At 71.3% G+C, this 18,067-nt stretch carries 20 protein-coding genes; 4 read left to right on the top strand and 16 right to left on the bottom strand.

The window, feature by feature from the left end; all coding sequences use genetic code 11:
• Nucleotides 1–84: 84 nt before the first annotated feature.
• A complete protein-coding gene (locus ACH4VX_RS12715) occupies nucleotides 85–783 on the bottom strand; it encodes an SDR family oxidoreductase (RefSeq protein WP_398367412.1) in 699 nt (232 codons plus the stop codon).
• An 18-nt stretch (nucleotides 784–801) separates the two neighbouring features.
• Complete coding sequence (locus tag ACH4VX_RS12710; RefSeq protein ID WP_398367410.1) at nucleotides 802–1,341, bottom strand: TIGR00730 family Rossman fold protein; 540 nt, start codon at nucleotides 1,339–1,341, stop codon at nucleotides 802–804.
• Nucleotides 1,342–1,479: 138 nt separating this feature from the next.
• Between ACH4VX_RS12710 and ACH4VX_RS12705 the strand changes: the two genes are divergently transcribed.
• Both ACH4VX_RS12705 and ACH4VX_RS12700 read left to right on the top strand, forming a co-directional pair.
• The gene (locus ACH4VX_RS12705; RefSeq protein ID WP_398367408.1) at nucleotides 1,480–1,803 is read left to right on the top strand and encodes a DUF427 domain-containing protein; all 324 of its coding nucleotides are present in this window, start codon (nucleotides 1,480–1,482) and stop codon (nucleotides 1,801–1,803) included.
• Nucleotides 1,804–1,883: 80 nt separating this feature from the next.
• Nucleotides 1,884–2,663, top strand: coding sequence for an alpha/beta fold hydrolase (locus ACH4VX_RS12700; RefSeq protein ID WP_398367407.1), 780 nt, complete (start codon nucleotides 1,884–1,886; stop codon nucleotides 2,661–2,663).
• Nucleotides 2,664–2,692: 29 nt separating this feature from the next.
• On the opposite strand, the gene mnmA is transcribed toward ACH4VX_RS12700, so the two are convergent.
• Complete coding sequence (gene mnmA, locus ACH4VX_RS12695; RefSeq protein ID WP_398367406.1) at nucleotides 2,693–3,823, bottom strand: tRNA 2-thiouridine(34) synthase MnmA; 1,131 nt, start codon at nucleotides 3,821–3,823, stop codon at nucleotides 2,693–2,695.
• A gap of 60 nt (nucleotides 3,824–3,883) precedes the next feature.
• Between mnmA and ACH4VX_RS12690 the strand changes: the two genes are divergently transcribed.
• The gene (locus ACH4VX_RS12690; RefSeq protein WP_398367405.1) at nucleotides 3,884–4,594 is read left to right on the top strand and encodes an N-acetylmuramoyl-L-alanine amidase; all 711 of its coding nucleotides are present in this window, start codon (nucleotides 3,884–3,886) and stop codon (nucleotides 4,592–4,594) included.
• Between the two features lie 110 nt (nucleotides 4,595–4,704).
• Here the strand turns inward: ACH4VX_RS12690 and ACH4VX_RS12685 are convergent, their stop codons facing one another.
• From ACH4VX_RS12685 to ACH4VX_RS12675, 3 genes are all read right to left on the bottom strand, one after another.
• The gene (locus ACH4VX_RS12685) at nucleotides 4,705–5,874 is read right to left on the bottom strand and encodes a cysteine desulfurase family protein (RefSeq protein ID WP_398367404.1); all 1,170 of its coding nucleotides are present in this window, start codon (nucleotides 5,872–5,874) and stop codon (nucleotides 4,705–4,707) included.
• A gap of 68 nt (nucleotides 5,875–5,942) precedes the next feature.
• Nucleotides 5,943–6,209, bottom strand: a complete 267-nt coding sequence (locus ACH4VX_RS12680) for a DUF4190 domain-containing protein (protein ID WP_398367403.1) — start codon at nucleotides 6,207–6,209, stop codon at nucleotides 5,943–5,945.
• Nucleotides 6,210–6,261: 52 nt separating this feature from the next.
• Nucleotides 6,262–6,429 (bottom strand): hypothetical protein, encoded by a 168-nt coding sequence (locus ACH4VX_RS12675; protein WP_398367402.1) that lies wholly within the window; start codon nucleotides 6,427–6,429, stop codon nucleotides 6,262–6,264.
• Between the two features lie 113 nt (nucleotides 6,430–6,542).
• Here ACH4VX_RS12675 and ACH4VX_RS12670 point away from each other — a divergent pair, with 113 nt between their 5' ends.
• Nucleotides 6,543–7,187: a TetR family transcriptional regulator gene (locus tag ACH4VX_RS12670; protein WP_398367401.1), complete on the top strand. Its 645-nt coding sequence runs from the start codon at nucleotides 6,543–6,545 to the stop codon at nucleotides 7,185–7,187.
• Between the two features lie 120 nt (nucleotides 7,188–7,307).
• On the opposite strand, the gene ACH4VX_RS12665 is transcribed toward ACH4VX_RS12670, so the two are convergent.
• From ACH4VX_RS12665 to ACH4VX_RS12620, 10 genes are all read right to left on the bottom strand, one after another.
• Nucleotides 7,308–8,168, bottom strand: coding sequence for a thioesterase family protein (locus ACH4VX_RS12665; RefSeq protein ID WP_398367400.1), 861 nt, complete (start codon nucleotides 8,166–8,168; stop codon nucleotides 7,308–7,310).
• A 59-nt stretch (nucleotides 8,169–8,227) separates the two neighbouring features.
• Nucleotides 8,228–8,884 (bottom strand): trimeric intracellular cation channel family protein, encoded by a 657-nt coding sequence (locus ACH4VX_RS12660; protein ID WP_398367399.1) that lies wholly within the window; start codon nucleotides 8,882–8,884, stop codon nucleotides 8,228–8,230.
• Nucleotides 8,885–9,006: 122 nt separating this feature from the next.
• The gene (locus ACH4VX_RS12655; protein WP_398367398.1) at nucleotides 9,007–10,260 is read right to left on the bottom strand and encodes an ABC transporter ATP-binding protein; all 1,254 of its coding nucleotides are present in this window, start codon (nucleotides 10,258–10,260) and stop codon (nucleotides 9,007–9,009) included.
• Nucleotides 10,257–11,258 carry an ABC transporter ATP-binding protein gene (locus ACH4VX_RS12650; RefSeq protein WP_398367397.1) on the bottom strand — a complete coding sequence of 334 codons (1,002 nt, stop codon included), beginning with the start codon at nucleotides 11,256–11,258 and terminating at the stop codon, nucleotides 10,257–10,259. The genes ACH4VX_RS12655 and ACH4VX_RS12650 overlap by 4 nt, the downstream gene beginning before the upstream one ends.
• A gap of 6 nt (nucleotides 11,259–11,264) precedes the next feature.
• Nucleotides 11,265–12,224 carry an ABC transporter permease gene (locus ACH4VX_RS12645; protein ID WP_398367396.1) on the bottom strand — a complete coding sequence of 320 codons (960 nt, stop codon included), beginning with the start codon at nucleotides 12,222–12,224 and terminating at the stop codon, nucleotides 11,265–11,267.
• 1 nt (nucleotide 12,225) lies between these two features.
• Entirely contained in the window at nucleotides 12,226–13,230 is a 1,005-nt protein-coding gene (locus tag ACH4VX_RS12640) for an ABC transporter permease (RefSeq protein ID WP_398367395.1), read from the bottom strand.
• A 107-nt stretch (nucleotides 13,231–13,337) separates the two neighbouring features.
• A complete protein-coding gene (locus ACH4VX_RS12635; protein WP_398367393.1) occupies nucleotides 13,338–15,011 on the bottom strand; it encodes an ABC transporter substrate-binding protein in 1,674 nt (557 codons plus the stop codon).
• Between the two features lie 400 nt (nucleotides 15,012–15,411).
• The gene (locus ACH4VX_RS12630) at nucleotides 15,412–16,161 is read right to left on the bottom strand and encodes an enhanced serine sensitivity protein SseB C-terminal domain-containing protein (RefSeq protein ID WP_398367598.1); all 750 of its coding nucleotides are present in this window, start codon (nucleotides 16,159–16,161) and stop codon (nucleotides 15,412–15,414) included.
• A 228-nt stretch (nucleotides 16,162–16,389) separates the two neighbouring features.
• Entirely contained in the window at nucleotides 16,390–17,169 is a 780-nt protein-coding gene (locus tag ACH4VX_RS12625; RefSeq protein ID WP_398367392.1) for an enhanced serine sensitivity protein SseB, read from the bottom strand.
• A 52-nt stretch (nucleotides 17,170–17,221) separates the two neighbouring features.
• Complete coding sequence (locus tag ACH4VX_RS12620) at nucleotides 17,222–17,890, bottom strand: AAA family ATPase (RefSeq protein WP_398367391.1); 669 nt, start codon at nucleotides 17,888–17,890, stop codon at nucleotides 17,222–17,224.
• Nucleotides 17,891–18,067 lie beyond the last annotated feature (177 nt).

Genomic DNA, 18,067 nt, shown 5'->3' with positions numbered 1-18,067 from the left:
TTCGCCCCCGCCGCCCCCACCCGTCCCGTGCCCGAGGGCTCCGCCCCCGGACCTCCGCTCCTCAAACGCCGGAGGGGCTGGGTGTCACCGCCCCGGACGTACCGTCAGGTCGTTGATCTCCGCGTCCCTCGGCAGGTCCAGGGCCGTCACGATGGTCGTGGCGACCGACTCGGGGTCGATCCAGCGGGCGGCGTCGTACTCCTTGCCCTCCTGCCGGTGGACCTTGGCCTGCATGGGGCCGGCCGTGCGGCCGGGGTAGACCGAGGTGACGCGGACGCCGTCCGCGTGCTCCTCCTCGCGCAGGGAGTCGGCGAGGGCCTTCAGCCCGTGCTTGGAGGCGGCGTACGCGGACCAGTCGGCGTGGGCGCTCAGGCCCGCGCCGGAGTTGACGAAGATCACGTGGCCGCGGCTCGCGCGGAGCTGGGGCAGGAAGTGGCGGGTCAGTTCGGCGGGGGCGATCAGGTTGACGTTGAGCTGGTGCCGCCAGGTCTTCGGGGTCAGCTCACCGACCGGACCGAGGTCGACCACGCCGGCGATGTGGAGCAGGGAGTCCACCCGGTCCGGCAGCGACTGGTGGGAGAGGGCCCAGGAGAGCTTGTCGGGATCCGCCAGGTCGCCGACGAGGGTGCGGGCGCCGGGGAAGGCGGCCGCCAGTTCCTTCGCCCGGCCCGCGTCGCGCGCGTGCAGGACGAGTTCGTCCCCGCGCGCGTGCAGGCGGCGGGCGACGGCCGCGCCGATGCCGGAGCCCGCTCCGGTGATCAGATGTGTAGCCATGCCCGCCATGCTCGCATCACCGGGCGGTCACTTTTCGCCCAGGCTCTCTTCCAGGTAGGCCAGCGCGCCCACCGGCTCCTCGGCGAAGAACACCAGGTCGGTCAGCGGGCGGGGCAGGAAGCCCTCGTCCTCCATGCGGCGGAACTGCTCCTTGAGCCCGTCGTAGAAGCCCGCGGTGTTGAGCAGGACCACCGGCTTCTCGGTGTGCCCGTGCTTCTTCAGCTCCAGGATCTCGGTCGCCTCGTCGAGGGTGCCGGTGCCGCCGACCATGACGACCACCGCGTCGGCCTTCTCCAGCAGCAGCCGCTTGCGCTCGGCGAGGTCCCTGGCGATCACCATCTCGTCGACGCCGTCGCGGGCCCTCGCCGCGAGGAACTCCACGGAGACGCCGAGGAGCCGGCCGCCCGCCTCCTCCACACCGTCGGCGACGACCTTCATCAGGCCGACGTCCGAACCGCCCCACACCAGCGTGTGCCCGCCCTTGCCGAGCAGCCGCGCGAACTCCCGCGCGGGGCGTGTGTAGCGTTCGTCGAGGTCGGCGGCGGAGAGAAAGACACAGATGTTCACGGGCCCACAGTACGGGCCCGGCCGGACATCGCGGTCGGCCGCGTTCTCGAGCGGGCCCTCCCGCGGGCCCTCCTCGGGAAGAAGTCCGCTTCGGCGTGCGCTGTACTCGCAGAGTCGGCTACCCGAGGAGGGACGATCGTGACCACAGGCCACCGCATCACCATCGAGGCCAGTGACCGGCACGTGCGCGTGGTGCACGGCGGGCAGGTGCTGGCGGAGAGCGACCGGGCGCTGGTGCTGCGCGAGACGGGCTGTCCCGCGCGGTACTACATCCCGCCGGCGGACGTACGGCTGGACCTGCTGACGCCCTCCGGGACGCACACGCACTGCCCCTTCAAGGGCACGGCGTCCTACTGGTCGCTGCCGGACGCGGCGGATCTGGTCTGGGCGTACCCGGAGCCGAAGCCGGACGTCGCGCAGATCAAGGACCACCTCTGCTTCTACGAAGCAGAAGTCGGCTGATCGCGTAGAAGGGTTGTGATCGGCGGACGCGCCGCCCGCCTCACCGATGAATGCCTCCCCGTGCGGCAGTCTGGGGTGACATGGACAAGAACATCTCTTCGCGTGACGGCACCTCCCTGGCGTACGAGAGCGCCGGGCGGGGTGCCACGATCGTTCTCGTCAGTGGCGCGATGTCGACGGGTGCCACGGTGGCGCCGCTGGCGGCACGCCTCTCGGAGCGGTTCCGGGTGGTCGTGTACGACCGCCGGGGCCGGGGCGGGAGCGGCGACGCGGCGCCGTACGCGGTGGAGCGCGAGGTCGAGGACCTGGCGGCGCTGATCGAGGCGGTGGGCGGCGAGGCCGCGCTGTACGGCGTCTCCTCGGGCGGCGCCCTGGCACTCAGGGCGGCGGCGAGCGGACTGCCGGTGCGCCATGTCGCCGTGTACGAGACGCCGTACGCGATGTCCGAGGAGGATCTCGGGGAGCGGGCGCGGTACACCGAGCGGCTGACGGCGGCGCTCGCCGAGGGGCGGCGCGGGGATGCGGTGGAGCTCTTCCTGCGGCTGACCGGGCTGGGCGAGGAGGTCATCCGGGGCGCGCGGCAGTCACCGATGTGGGCCGGGATGGAGTCGATCGCGCCGAGCCTCGCCCACGACGACGCCGTGATGGGCGACGGGAGCGTCCCGCGCGGGCTGCTGTCGTCGATCCGGGTACCGGTGCTGTCGATCGCGGGCGACGCGAGTCCGGCGTGGATGCGTGAGGCCGCGCGGGCGATCGCGGAGTCCGTCCCCCGGGGCACGTACCGCACCCTGGAGGGCCAGACCCACATGGTCGAACCGGACGTCCTGGCCCCGGTCCTGGCGGAGTTCTTCGCGCGGTGAGCTCTCCGCCCGGGGCCTGAAGGCGCTTCTCAGGCCATGTCCGCCGTCGCCCGCACCGTCGAGGCGATGGTCGCCGAGCCCACCACGCGGGTGCCGTCGTACAGGACGATCGCCTGGCCGGGGGCGACGCCGCGGACGGGCTCGGCGAAGTGGACGCGCAGGTCGCCGTCGACGAGTTCCGCCGTCACCTCGGTCTCGCCGCCGTGGGCGCGCAGCTGGGCCGTGTAGGTGCCGGGGCCGGACGGGGCGGCGCCGCACCAGCGGGGCTTGACGGCGGACAGGGCGGTGACGTCGAGGGCCCCCGCGGGACCGACGGTGACCGTGTTGGTCACCGGGGAGATGTCGAGGACGTAGCGGGGCTTGCCGTCGGGGGCGGGGGTGCCGATCCGCAGGCCCTTGCGCTGGCCGATGGTGAAGCCGTACGCGCCCTCGTGGCTGCCGACCTTGGTGCCGGACTCGTCGACGATGTCGCCCTCGGCCCTGCCGAGGCGGTCCGCGAGGAATCCCCGGGTGTCGCCGTCGGCGATGAAGCAGATGTCGTGCGAGTCGGGCTTCTTGGCGACGGCCAGTCCCCTGCGCTCGGCCTCCGCGCGGATCTCCTCCTTGGTGGTGACCGTGTCACCGAGGGGGAACATCGCGTGGGCGAGCTGGCGGTCGTCGAGTACGCCGAGGACGTAGCTCTGGTCCTTGGCCATGTCGGAGGCGCGGTGCAGTTCGCGGGTGCCGTCCTCGCGCGGGATCACCTGGGCGTAGTGGCCGGTGCAGACCGCGTCGAAGCCGAGCGCCAGCGCCTTGTCCAGCAGGGCGGCGAACTTGATCTTCTCGTTGCAGCGCAGGCACGGGTTGGGGGTGCGGCCGGCCTCGTACTCGGCGACGAAGTCCTCGACGACGTCCTCGCGGAAGCGGTCGGCGAGGTCCCACACGTAGAACGGGATGCCGATGACGTCGGCGGCGCGGCGGGCGTCGCGCGAGTCCTCGATGGTGCAGCAGCCCCGCGCGCCGGTACGGAACGACTGCGGGTTCGCGGAGAGCGCGAGGTGGACGCCGGTCACGTCGTGGCCCGCTTCGGCCGCGCGGGCGGCGGCGACGGCGGAGTCGACTCCGCCGGACATGGCGGCCAGGACGCGGAGGGGGCGGGAGCGCTGCGAGGTGTCAGTCATAACCCCTCCAGGGTACGGGGGCACGGGAACCACGGCCGCCGGGTATCCGTTCACGATCACATGGGGGCAGAGAAGGCATCCGCGGACGGGGACCGGCGCATCGGGCGGCGGGCCCTGATCGTGGGCGGGGTGGCGGCCGCGGCGGGCACGGCGGTGCTGGCGCGGGACGAGCTGGCGCGGCTGTGGTGGCGCATGCCGGGCGTCGAGAAGCCGCGCGAGCAGGGCGTGGTGGACTACGCGGGCGCCCGTTGGGTGGCGGCCTCGGACGCCAACTGGCGCCGCGCGGACCGGCCGGACGACTTCGGCATCGACATGGTGATCGTCCATGTCACCCAGGGCAGCTTCGACAGCGCGGTGCAGGCGTTCCAGGACCCGGGGCACAAGGCGTCCACGCACTACATCGTCGGCCAGGACGGCCGTATCACCCAGATGATCCGCGAGCTGGACGTGGCCTACCACGCGGGCAACCGCGACTACAACGAGCGCAGTGTCGGCATCGAGCACGAGGGTTTCGTGGACCGCCCCGAGGACCTCACGGACGAGATGTACGAGGCGTCGGCCCGGCTCACGGCCCGCATATGCGCCCGCTACGACATACCGGTCGACCGCGACCACGTCATCGGCCACATCGAGGTCCCGGGCACGGACCACACCGACCCGGGCCCGCACTGGGACTGGGACCGCTACATGAAGCTGGTGCGGCGGGCCCGCACGGCACCGGCCGCGCCGGACGCCACCCCGACCGGCACGAAGAGCGCCCGGGGGGCCTAGCCACTCGCTCGGGGCGCGGGGCCGGACCGGCATGCGGCTCCGACGCGTGGGCGCGAAGGGGGCCGGGGGCGCCCCCGGGAACGGGAAGGAGCGGAGAGGGCGGAACCCCGTTACGTCAGCCCCGCCGCCCGGGCCCGTTCCACCGCCGGTCCGATGGCCCTGGCCACGGCTTCCACGTCGGCCTCCGTGGAGGTGTGCCCCAGGGAGAAGCGAAGGGTGCCGCGGGCCAGGTCCGGGTCGGTGCCGGTGGCCAGGAGGACGTGGCTGGGCTGGGCGACGCCGGCGGTGCAGGCGGAGCCGGTGGAGCACTCGATGCCCTGGGCGTCCAGGAGGAGCAGCAGGGAGTCGCCCTCGCAGCCGGGGAAGGTGAAGTGCGCGTTGGCCGGAAGACGTCCCCCGGGGGCGGGGTCGCCGCCGAGGACGGCGTCCGGGACGGCCTCGCGGACCGCGGCGGCCAGGTCGTCGCGCAGCTTCCCGATCTCGCGGGTGAACCACTCCTGCTGCTCGGCGGCGAGCCGCCCGGCCACCGCGAAGGAGGCGACGGCGGGGACGTCGAGGGTGCCGGAGCGCACGTGGCGTTCCTGGCCGCCGCCGTGCAGTACGGGCACGGGGGTGTGTTCGCGGCCCAGGAGCAGCGCGCCGATGCCGTACGGCCCGCCGATCTTGTGACCGGACACGGTCATCGCGGCGAGCCCCGACGCGGCGAAGTCCACCGGGACCTGGCCGAAGGCCTGGACCGCGTCGGAGTGCAGCGGAACGCCGAATTCCGCGGCGGCCTCGGCGAGTTCACGGACCGGCAGGATCGTCCCGATCTCGTTGTTGGCCCACATGACCGTGGCGAGGGCGACGTCGTCGGGGTTGCGGGCGATGGCCTCGCGCAGGGCGTCCGGGTGGACCCGGCCGTGGGAGTCGACCGGCAGGTACTCGACGGTGGCGCCCTCGTGCTCGCCGAGCCAGTGGACGGCGTCGAGGACGGCGTGGTGCTCGACGGGGCTGGCGAGGACCCGGGTGCGGGCCGGGTCCGCGTCGCGGCGGGACCAGTAGAGCCCCTTCACGGCGAGGTTGTCGGCCTCGGTCCCGCCGGAGGTGAACACGATCTCGCTGGGGCGGGCGCCGAGGGCCTCGGCGAGGGTTTCGCGGGCCTCCTCGACGGTGCGCCGGGCGCGGCGGCCGGCCGCGTGGAGGGAGGAGGCGTTGCCGGTGACGCCCAGGTGCGCGGTGAGCGCCTCGACTGCCTCGGGAAGCATCGGGGTGGTCGCGGCGTGGTCGAGGTAAGCCATGGTGGGGCCGATTCTACGGGCCCCGCGCACCGGCCACGGGTCGCGGTCGGCCGGGATGCGACACCCGCTCAGAAGCTCCACGAGATCGTGTCGTCCGCCTGGACGAACACGGCGAGGACGAGGAGGTCGGCGACGCCGAGGCCGAGCCCCAGGAAGGCGCGGCCGCGTCGGGCCGTGCCCCGCCACAGCGCCGAGGCCGCCAGCGCGATGGCGGTCGGGCCGAGGAAGACGTTGAGGACGAGCAGGCCCAGCAGGCCGAGGACGAAGGACGCGACGGCCATGCCGTCGGCGTCACGGAAACCGGTGCGTCGGGCGGCCGGTGCGGTCAGGTGCATGGTGATCGGCTCCCACGGTCGGAGGGACGGGGTTCGGACGGCCTCGCGCGGGTCAGTGTGCCGAGCTGCCGCGTCCGCGGCCGTGGCGCTCGCGCAGGGCGAAGACGCCGAGCCATACGGCGATGACGGCACCCGCGACGACGGAGAAGGAGAGCGGGGCGTGGGCGACGGTGCCCAGGACGAGGCCCAGCAGCAGAAGCGCCGCGACGAGGAACAGCATGAGTGGATCCCCCAGGTTCGGTGAACGATTGTAGTTACAGTTGTTCACTGAGTTCCCAGCCTAGCGCGGGCCATGGCTTCCCAATGACAGAGAACAGTTGTTGACTGCATGGCATGAGTCACACCCTCGGCGTCCGGCAGGCCCAGAAGCAGAAGACACGGCGGGCGCTGCTCGACGCGGCGCTGGAGCTGCTGGAGGAGCAGAGCCTGAGCAGCCTGGGGCTGCGTGAGGTCACCCGTGCGGTGGGGGTGGCGCCGACCGCCTTCTACCGGCACTTCCGTTCCATCGAGGACCTGGGGGTGGCGCTGGTCGAGGAGGCGTTGGGCAGTCTGCATCCGATGATCCGGACGACGGTGTCCACGACGGGTGACGGCGAGGAACGCATCGCGCGTGCCATCGGGTTGATCGCCGGGCATGTCGACGCGCATCCCGCGCACGTGCGGTTCATCGCCCGGGAGCGGCACGGCGGGGTGCAGCCGGTGCGGGAGGCGATACGGGATCAGCTGGCGTTGTTCGCCGTGGAGGTGGGGGAGGCGTTGGCGCAGGATCCGGTGTCCGCGGGATGGGGCGAGGAGGATCTGATGATGCTGGCGCAGCTGTACGTGGACCAGATGCTTGTCACCGCTTCGCTGTTCCTGGAGGCGCCGGCGAGGGGGGCGCGGGAGCGGGAGCGGGTGTTCCGGATGGCGACGCGTCGGCTGCGGTTGATCGGCATCGGGCGCGCGCACTGGCTGGAGGGGGCGGGTGGGGGCGGGTGAGGGTCTTCACCCCCGCCGCCCCCACCCGTCCCCGGGGGCGCCCCCCCCGGCCCCCCGCTCCCGAACGCCGGAGGGGCTGAGCAACGCCGGACGGGCCGACCGGTGCCGGACGGGCCGGTGTCAGGTCAGACGGGCTCGGGCCAGTTGGCGGGACTGGGCCACCAGGCGGTCGGCGCTGTCCCAGACCTCGGCGTCCTCCTCCAGGAAGCCGCCGGCGAGGTTGCGGGTGGTGATCGAGACGCGCAGCGGGCCCGGAGCCGGGCGGGAGCGGATGTGGACGGTCAGCTCCACCGTCGGGACCCAGCCGGACAGGCCCAGCTCGAAGGCGGTCGGGGGCAGGGCGTCCACCGCGAGGAGCAGTGCGAACGGGTCGGGGTCCCGCCCGTCGGCGAGACCGAACCAGGCTCGCATCTCCCCCTTGCCGGAGGGCTGTCCGAGCGCCCATCCCAGGGTCGAGGGGTCGAGCTTGAGCATCAGGCGCTCGGTGATGGCGGAGCTGCCGTCGACCGGGGCGGGACCGTCCTCGGGGCCGAAGCACTGCTCCATCGGCGGTATCCCGGGCGGCTCGGCGGTCGTACGGACGTCGTCGGGTAGGGCGTCCAGATCGCCGTAGGAGGCGAGCACGCGGATGCGCTCCACCTCGCGGCCCTCCTCGTCGACCTGGAAGAGGGAGGCCTGACCGGTCGACAGGGTCCGTCCGGTGCGCACGGTCTCGGTGCGCACGACCGCCGGGCCCGGCTGGGAGGCGGTCAGATAGTGCGCGGAGATGGTGAACGGGTCGGAGTGCGGCAGGGCGTCCGCGAGCGCGCGGCCCAGGACGGCCAGCAGATAGCCGCCGTTGACGGCGTTGATGATCGTCCAGCCGGCGGAGAGGTCGATGTCGTAGACGCCGGGCGTGCGCGGGGTGACCGCGGTGTCGCGGTCGAACTCACTGGCGCCGATGGTGGCCCGGGTGGGCTGGGCGGAGGCTGCTTCTGGCATGGCTGAACAGTACAAGACGATAATACTAAGCGGTAGCTTTGTTCTCACGGCCCGGGGAACTACTCCTCCCGGACCGTCGAACGGCGGTGCCACGCGCGAGGAGCGCGCCAGTGGTGGCGCATCGCGAGCAGCCGCAGCACGAAGGCCGTGAGCACGGCGAGGCTGCTGGTCCCCGCGTTCAGCACGTCGTAGCGGATGCACAGCGCGGTCAGGGCGGCGCCGACGACGGCCGGGACGGCGTACAGGTCGCGGTCCCAGCGCAGCAGCGAGGGCACCTCGTTGGCGAGCACGTCGCGCAGCACACCGCCGCCGACCGCGGTGGCCAGGCCCAGACAGGCGGAGGCGGTCAGGCCGAGGCCGTGGTCGTACGCCTTGGTCGTGCCGACGACGCAGAACAGACCCAGGCCGGCCGCGTCGAACACGTTGACGCCGGTCTGGATGCGCTCCACGTGCGGGTGGAGGAAGAACACCAGGACCGTGGCGAGCAGCGGGGTGACGAAGTACCCCAGGTCCGTGAAGGCGGCGGGCGGTACGGCGCCGATGACCAGGTCGCGGAAGAGTCCGCCGCCGAGCGCGGTGACCTCGGCGAGTACGGCGATGCCGAAGACGTCGAAGTTCTTGCGGACGGCCAGCAGGGCGCCGGAGATCGCGAAGACGAAGATGCCGACCAGGTCGAGCGTATGCAGGACGGACGGACTGAACAGTTGCTGGAGCACCTTTACATTCTCACCCAGCAAGAACCCCTCGCCTTGCAAAGCAAGGCGAGGGGTGAGGGGGACTTGCTGTCCTCGGACCGATCAGCGGAGCTGCCCGAAGGCCCGAGAAGTACGGCGGCCGGTCAGGCGGTCCCGCCCGAACCCTTGCCGGACTCGTCCGGCGCCGCGGCGTCGAGGTCCTTCGCGGGCGCGTCGGCCGTTCGGTCGCTCGGGGCGTCGGCCGCCGTCGGCATCTTCTCCTTGACCACCGCGGCGTCCGGCTTGGTCGTCGAGTCGGCCGGCAGGAGTGCGGCGGGAACCTCCGCCTCGGCCTCGGTCCGCTCGGCCACCACGTCTTCGGTTTCCGTGACGGCCTCGATGCCGGTGGGCCGGGTCAGCGCCAGCTTCCCCGACTCGATCTCCTCGGCGAAGTGACAGGCCACCCGGTGGCCGCCGCCGAGGTCCCGCAGCTGCGGCCGCTCGGTCGCGCACCGCTCGGCCTGGGCCCAGGGGCAACGCGTGTGGAAGCGGCAGCCGCTGGGCGGGTTCGCCGGGGAGGGCAGGTCACCGGTGAGCAGGATGCGCTCGCGCCTGTCCTCCACCTCCGGGTCCGGCACCGGCACGGCCGACATCAGGGCCTTGGTGTACGGGTGCTTCGGCTCGGCGTACAGCGCGTCGCTCGGTGCCTCCTCGACCAGCGAACCCAGGTACATCACGCCGATCGTGTCGGAGATGTGCCGGACCACCGCGAGGTCGTGGGCGATCACCACATAGGTCAGGCCGAGTTCCTCCTGGAGCTCGTCCAGCAGGTTGATGACCTGCGCCTGGACCGACACGTCGAGCGCGGAGACCGGCTCGTCGCAGATGATCACGTCGGGTTCGAGGACGAGGGCGCGGGCGATGCCGATGCGCTGGCGCTGACCGCCGGAGAACTCGTGCGGGTAGCGGGCGAGCGCGTTGGAGGGCAGGCCGACCTTGTCCAGGATCGACTTGATCTTCTCCCGGCGCTCCTCCTGGTCCTTGCCGATGCCGTGGGCGACCATGCCCTCGGACAGGATCGACTCGATGTTCTGCCGGGGGTTGAGCGAGCCCAGCGGGTCCTGGAAGACCATCTGGAGCCGGCGCCGGAAGCGGCGCATCTCCTCGCCGGGCAGCTTCGCCAGGTCGGTGCCGTCGAGGACGACGGACCCCTCGGTGATGTCCACCAGCCGCAGCACGGACCGCCCGAGGGTGGTCTTGCCGCAGCCGGACTCGCCGACCAGACCGTAGGTCTCGCCGGCCTCCACCTTCAGGGACACCCCGTCCACGGCGTAGACGTGACCGACCGTGCGGTCGACGAAGATGCCCTTCTTGATGGGGAAGTGGACCTTGACGCCGTCCAGTTCGAGCAGGCTCATGCGGTGACCTCCTCGGCCTTCGCGTCGTCGAGTACGGGGTTGACGCACCGCACCTGGTGGCCGGCCGCGCGGGGCTCGGTGAGCTGCGGGGTGCCGGTCAGGCAGCCCATCTCGTACCGGTCGCAGCGGGGCGCGAAGGCGCAGCCGTCGGCCCAGGCGATGCGGTCGTTGATGGAGCCCCGGATGGGGGTGAGGGGTTCGCCCCGGGGAGCGTCCAGACGCGGGATGGAGCCCAGCAGTCCGTGCGCGTAGGGGTGGGTCGGGTGGCCGAACAGCTCGCGGCGCCCCGCGGACTCCACGGTCTTGCCCGCGTAGAGCACGTTGACCTGGTCGCAGAGGCCGGCGACCACGCCGAGGTCGTGGGTGATCATCAGCAGGGCGGTGCCCTCCTGGTCCACCAGTTCCTTGAGCAGCTCCAGGATCTGCGCCTGGATCGTCACGTCGAGGGCCGTGGTGGGCTCGTCGGCGATGAGCATACGGGGGGCGCAGGCCACCGCCATGGCGATCAGCGCACGCTGGCGCATACCGCCGGAGAGCTGGTGCGGGTACTCCTTGAGCCGCCGGGTCGGGTCGGGGATGCCGACCCGGTCCAGCAGATGGGCGGCCTCCTTGCGGGCGGCCTCGCCCTTCAGTCCGCGGTGGCGCTCCAGGATCTCGGTGACCTGCACGCCGATCGGTACGACCGGGTTGAGCGAGGACAGCGGGTCCTGGAAGATCATCGCCATTTCGCTGCCGCGCAGGTCGCGGCGGGCGGACGGGTTCATGGTGAACAGGTCCGTGCCGTCGAACTCGGCGCGGCCGCCGATGGTGACGCCCTTGTGGGGCAGCAGGCCCATCAGGGCCAGGGAGGTGACGGACTTTCCGCAGCCGGACTCGCCGACCAGGCCCACGACCTGGCCCTGGTCGACCTCGAAGGAGACGCCGTCGACCGCCCGGGACTCCTTGCGGCCGCGGCCGCCGAAGGTGATGGTCAGTTCGTCGACATTGAGCAGAGACATGGTGGTTCAGCCCCTCAGCTTCGGGTCGAGGGCTTCCCGCATGGCCTCGCCGAGGAGGGTGAAGCCGAGGGCGGTGATGACAATGCCGACCGCGGGATAGACCGCCATCATCGGTTCGTTGTCGAAGAAGCGCTGCGCCTGGGTGAGCATGACGCCCCACTCGGGGATGGCCGGGTCGGGGTTGCCGAGGCCCAGGTAGGACAGGGCGGCGGCCTCGATGATCGCGGTGGCCAGGGAGAGCGTGGCCTGCACGATCACCGGGCTGAGCGAGTTGGGAATGATCTGCGAGAGGACGATGCGCCGCTTGCGCACACCGAGGGACCGGGCCGCGAGCACGTACTCCGCGTTGCCCTGAGCGAGCATGGAGCCGCGCAGCAGCCGGGCGAACACCGGGATCTGGACGACACCGACGGCGATCATCACGGTGGTCAGTGACTGACCCATGACCGCGGCGATGGACACGGCCAGCAGCAGCGAGGGCATCGCCAGCATGATGTCGATGAAGCGCATGATGAGGGAGTCGACGCGCTTGCCGGTCTCACCGCCGAGGGTGGCGAAGGCGCCGGCGAGGCCCCCGATCAGGAAGCCGGTGATCAGGCCGATCAGTGTGGCGACGACGCCGACGAGCAGCGTCTGGCGGGCGCCGACCAGCATGCGGGAGAACATGTCCCGGCCGAGGTGGTCGAGACCGAACCAGTTCTCGCCGCGCATGCCGACGAACTCACCGCGGTTGGGGAAGACCTCGCCGCGCCAGGTCTGGGCGGTCGGGGAGAACGGGGCGACGTAGGGCCCGACGATCGCGAGGACGACGAACAGGGCGATGACGACCGCGCCGACGATCGCCATCTTGCTGCGCTTGAGGCGTCGGAACGCCTCCCGCCACAGGCTGGCGCCGGTGCTGGTCTCCTTGGTCGCGGCCAGTTCGGCGAGGCGCTGGATCTTGTCGGTCTTGGTGGCGACACTCATGTCAGTGCACCCGCACTCTCGGGTCGATGAGGCTGTACGCGAGGTCCACCAACAGGTTGATCAGGACGTATATCAGCGCGATGAACATGATGAAACCGACGAGCACGGGGTAGTCGCGGCCGTCGATCGCGGTCCGGATGAAGGAGCCGATGCCACCGAAGGAGAACACGGACTCGGTCAGGACGGCGCCGGACAGCAGGGAGCCCGTGAGCAGACCGACCGCGGTCACCACGGGGAGCAGCGCGTTGCGCAGCACGTGCCGGCTGCGGATGACGCTCCGCTTGAGGCCCTTGGCCTCGGCGGTGCGCACGTAGTCCTCGTCCTGCACCTCCAGGATGCTGGCGCGGGTCATGCGCACGATCACCGCGAGCGGAATGGTCGCCAGTGCGATGGACGGCAGGACCAGGTGGTGGAGCGCGTCCAGGGTGGCGTCGAACTCCCCGGTGAGGATGCCGTCCAGGGTGGCGAAACCGGTCACGTCGGTGGCGTTGATACCGGTTTCCTGGCGTCCGTAGGCCGGGAAGATGTGGAGATTGACTGCGAAGAGGCCCTTGAGGATCTGCGCGAGGAAGAAGACCGGGATGCAGATGCCGATGAGCGAGCCGGAGACCGCGCTGACGTCGAGCCAGCCACCGCGGTTGCGGGCCGCGAAGTAGCCGAGCGGGACACCGACGACCACGGCGATGAGGATCGCGAGGAGGGACAGCTCCACGGTCGCGGGGAAGCGCAGGACGAACTCGTCCCACACCGGCTGTCCGGTCTGGGTGGAGGTGCCCAGGTCGAGTTCGGCGATCCGCTTCAGGAAACGCCAGTACTGGACGTAAACGGGCTGATCGAGCCCGAGCGCGCGGTTGATGCGCGCCACTTCGGCCTCGGTGGCCTTCTCCCCCAGGATCGCTGAGGCGGGTCCACCGGGCAGACGGTCGAGCCACAGGAAGAGCAGAACCGACAGGCCGAGCAGCGTGGGTATGAGCTGGAGCAGTCTTCGTACGACGAGACGCAGCACCCCGCATGCCCCTTTCTTACGTGATGTCTTACATGAATGGACCCGCCCGGCCGCCGAGTTGCGACGACCGGGCGGACCCCCCGTTTCGGTTTCCTACCGCTGCTCGCCTACTTGAAGGAGGTCTCCGAGAAGACTTCCTGCGTCAGCGGGGAGACGTTCGGCGGGTTCACGTTCTTGGCGAAGGCGATGGCCGGCGGGGAGGACGAGATCGGAACACCGGGGAGGTACTCCATGATGGCCTCGTTGGCCTTCTCGTACGCGGCGACGCGCTCCTCGGCCTTGCCCAGCTTCGAGCCGGCGTTCACGGCGTCGAAGACCTTCTTGTCCTTGAAGCCCCACTGCTTGTCGTACCCGGCGAACCAGGTGCCGATGAAGTTGTAGCCGTCGTTGAAGTCACCGGTCCAGCCGAGCATGTGCAGGTCGCAGGAGCCCGCCTCGGTGGCGTCGATGTAGTCCGGGGCCCACTTCATGGCCTTCGGCGTGACGGTGATGCCGGCCTTCTCCAGGTCGGCCTTCATCAGCTCGAACAGGTCCTGCGGGGCAGGCATGTACGGGCGGGTGACCTCGGTCGGGTAGCAGAACTCGACCTTGAGCTTCTCCTCACCGGCCTTCTTGAGGAGTCCCTTGGCCGCGGCGGTGTCGTACGGGTACTTCTTGACGTTCTTGGAGTAGCCCGCGATGGTGTCCGGCATGAACTGGTCGGCGACCTTGCCGCCCTCGGGCAGCTGGGTCTTGACCAGGTTCTCCTTGTCGATCGCCTGCGCGATCGCCTGGCGGACTTCCTTCTTCTTGAGGGCCTTGTTGGCCTCCTGGCTCATGCCCACGTAGAAGAGGTTGAAGACGCCACGGGTCGGGACGACGTAGCCCTCGTCCTCGAGGGTCTTCACGTCGGCCGGGGCGACGAGGTCGTAGCCGTCGATGTCACCGGCCTGGAGCGCCTGGCGGCGGCCCTCTTCGGTGTCGATGGTGCGGAAGACCAGGTTCTTGATCTTGGCCTTGTCACCCCAGTAGTCGTCGAAGCGCTCAAGGGTGACTTCCTTGTTGCCCTTGTTCCACTTCGTGATCTTGTACGGGCCGGTACCGGCGACCGTGCCGGCCTCCTGGCTGTACTTGGGGTACGTGATGGCGTCGCCCTTGGCGGTCGCCTCCTCCTTCGCGTACTCCTTGAGGGCCTTCGGCGAGTGGATCGCCAGGGCCTGGAGGGAGAAGCCGCCGGGGAGGTTGGCGGAGGGCTCCTTGACCTCGATGACGGCGGTGTTGTCGTCCTTCGCGGTGCAGGACTTGTAGTTCGCCTCGGGCGTTTCCTTGTCCTCGTTCTTCGCGAAGCCGCCCATGATGGTCTGCCAGTAGTAGGAGACCGCGCTGGACTGGTAGGTGCCCGTCCAGTTGAACCAGTGGTCGTAGTTGGCGCAGACGGCCGCGGCGTTGAACGCCTCGCCGTCGTGGAACTTCACGCCCTTGCGGAGGTTGAAGGTCCAGACGGTGCCCTCGTCGTTGCTCGACCAGGTCTCGGCGAGGCCACCCACCAGCTTGGTGCCGCCGGACTCGTGCTCGAGCAGGGCCTCGAACGCCTGACGCGTCACACGGAAGGTTTCACCGTCGCTCGCGAGGGCAGGGTCCAGGGAACCCGGGTCACCTGCACCGGCGAAGACGAAGGTGTCCTTGTCGCCGCCGCCGCTTTCGTTGTCAGCGTCCCGTTCACTGGAGCAGCCCGTGGCGATCAGACCGACCGCCACCGCGGCCGTGATCGCCCGAGCGGCTCGGGACTTGAATATGCGCATATTGGGGCCACTCCGGGTCCGCTATGTGGATGCATCTTGACCGGCCGAACACTACAGACGATCGAAGGGTGTCAGGAACAGTCCGGATAGCGGTGATACCTACCTGAGATCTGAACAGTTGACATAAGGGACGGTTCAGGCGTCCCCCCGTCAGGATTTAACCCGCCGGACACAGAAGCGCCGTTCCGACGGTCGCCCAGGTGGCGCCGCACGACGTGAAGAACGGGTGAAACCGCAGGTGACGGGCGGTCAACGGACGATCGCTGAGCGCGCATGGCCGAAAATGTGGCGAGAAATCAGCGGTGCGCGGCGGGCCGGGCGGACGCGTCGGTTCCGGCTCGTGCCCCGGTCCACTCCGTGGACCGTGACGGCTCGTCAGCACAGCTGGCGTCCGGGCCGGTCAGCCCCGGTGCGCGGGCGGGTAGCCGTAGGCCGCGGCGGGGGACGGCACGGCGCCGTGGGCCTCGCGGTCGTAGAACGGGCGGGAGTTGGCGCGCAGCCACATCGCGACCGGGTCGTGCTCGTCGGACATCGCGACGGTCGACACGGGCAGTCCGTCCGGGACCGCGCCGAGGGACTGCCGCATCATCGCGCGTACGGCGTCCACGGCGGGCGGGGAGGTGTCGTACACGTCCAGGCCGACGGCGAGGTACGGGGCTCCCAGCGCGGGCTGCACCCAGGCGCGGCGCAGGGCGCGGACGGCCGGGGTGCGGTGGGCGTTCTGCGCGAGGAGGGCGTAGAACTGAGGGATCTCGATGGCCGGTTCGGACAACCGCAGCGGTCCGGCGGGCTGGCGGTCCAGGCCGCCGGCGATCCGGCGCAGGTCCAGCCAGGGGATGCCGACGCCGCCGCCGGGAGCGTGCGGATTGAGCCAGAGCCCGTAGTGGTCGGGGTAGAGCGCGCGGGCCACTTCGAGGCCGTCGACCACCTCGTACGACCGGTTCCAGCCGCTGGCGGACAGCTCCTGGGCGGAGGTGACGCAGGGCGCGTAGCCGAAGCCCTCGACCTCCATGTTTCCGTACTGGGCGTCCGGGGAGCCGGCCTGGCCGTGCCAGAGCAGCATCCAGACCTGGCCGGAGGCGGGGGCCGCGAGAGCACGCAGCAACGCCTCATACGCGTCGTAACGCCCGGGCGTCACCTGGCGCAGCATGTGCTCGACCTGTCCGGCCGCCGCGGTGCCAGCGCTCACTTGTATCGCCCCTCCGTACCTCGCCGGCCAACGAACCTAGCTTAAGCCGACGCCGTGCGGCGGGCTGCCGTGCGGCGAGCGCGGAAGAGCCCGGGGCCGTGCGTCGTCCGGCGGGTGCGGACGCGTTGTGGCTGTTCGCGCCCACGCGGCGGAGCCGCACATCGGTACGGCCCCGCGCCCCTGGGGGGTTTACAGCGCGCGTTGGTAGAAGGGGTTGACCCTGGTGCGGAGCCAGTCGCCCACCGGGTCCTGGGTGATGTCCAGGACGATGAGGTTGACCGGCCAGGGGGCCGGGGTTCGGCCGAGGGCCCGGCCCAGGGCGTTCAGTGGGAGGGCGCGGGCGTCGCCCTCCCACTGGGAGAGTTCCACGCCGATGAAGAGGACCGGGTCGGCCGTCTCGATCGCGGCGAGGCAGCGGCGGGCGGTGGTCACCACGCCGAGGGAGTCGAACTCCGCCGAGGCGGCGGCGAGGAAGTCCAGCGGGTCGTCCTGCCAGTCGGGCTCGAACAGCCGGACCCGGCCGCCGGCCGCCGGGCCGTCCAGCGGGGTGCGTCCGGCCCGGCACAGTTCGGCGACGGCCGGCGGCGGCAGCGGGAGGCCGACCACGCCGCCGGGGTTCACCGCGATCCCGGCCTGCGGCGGCAGGCCGCGGGCGAACTCCACGGCGGGCGCGATCGTGTACGGCATGTGGGAGCCGACGACCTGGCGGAACTGCTCCTCGGAGCTGAAGACGGGGACGTGGGCCTGGCCGTCGATCTCCATGGTGGGCAGGTCCAGCGGGCCGCTGTCCGGGCCGCCGCCGTTCGGCAGCGGGACCCAGACGAAGCTGCGGCCCAGCACCTCGACGATCCTGCCGCCCGCCGAGGGGACGCCGAGGGAGGCGGAGAGCACCTCCTCCAGTTCGTTGCCGGGCCATCCTCCGTGCGGATGGGGGTGCGTCTGTGCCGGGAAGTCCGCCGGGAAGTCCATCTGCCTACCGCCTGCTGCCTGGAACCGCTGCTGTGGCTGGAAAGGCTACCGGTCAGCCCGTGAAGCCGATCCGGCGCAGCGCGTCCGCCGCGTCCCGGTCGAGCAGGACCGCCGAACCCGCGCCCGCCGTCAGCGCGCCCCGCTCCACCGAGCGCAGCAGCCGCTCGCTCGCCGTGCGGTGGCGCAGGAACGCGTACCGGGAGACACCGCGCCCGCGTTCGCGCTGGCCGGCCAGGGCCTGCTGCGGGGTGACGTCGAGCAGCAGCAGATGCAGGCTCGCGCCCCGGCGGCGGGCCTCGCGGGCCAGCCAGCGGCGCACCCAGGCCTGTGTACCGCAGTCGTGGACGACGACCGGCCCGCCGGTCCGCAGCACGCGGCGCAGTCCGGCGTAGTGGGCGAGGCGGACCAGCGGGCGGTAGACCGCGTACGGCAGGAAGCGCGGCATGCGGCGGTCCCAGCGGTCCCGGGTGTCCTGGGAGTCGACGCGGGTGCCGCGCACCGTGCGCCGCATCAGCGTGGACTTGCCGCTGCCCGGCAACCCGGTGACCACGACGACGTCCCGGGGCCCGAAGATCAGGGCGCGCGGGCTGCGGCCGGCCCGTGCGCGCAGATCGCGGACTACGGGCGCCGGCAGCGCGCCGCGGGCCCGACGGGCCTGGGCGGCCGGCTGCTGGGGCAGCGTGACGCCCGTGGTGGTGGCGCACGCCGTGGTCCTGTTCACCGTGATCGTCCTCCCCTGGGGCCGGGTACGAGTACCGATCCCCGCCGAGTGTAAAGAGAAGGTAATGCCGGGTGTCTGTCGTTTCCGTCCGTTTCCTGAAACAGGCGTGTCACAGCACCCTGTGACGGCGCCCGCACACCCTGCGCACCCCCTGGGAAGGGTCCCCCTGCCACGCCC

It is taken from the genome of Streptomyces sp. NPDC020731 (assembly GCF_044334705.1).
Classification (GTDB): domain Bacteria; phylum Actinomycetota; class Actinomycetes; order Streptomycetales; family Streptomycetaceae; genus Streptomyces.
The sequence above is the reverse complement of the archived record's forward strand: the minus strand, read 5'-3'. Positions and strand labels throughout refer to the sequence as shown.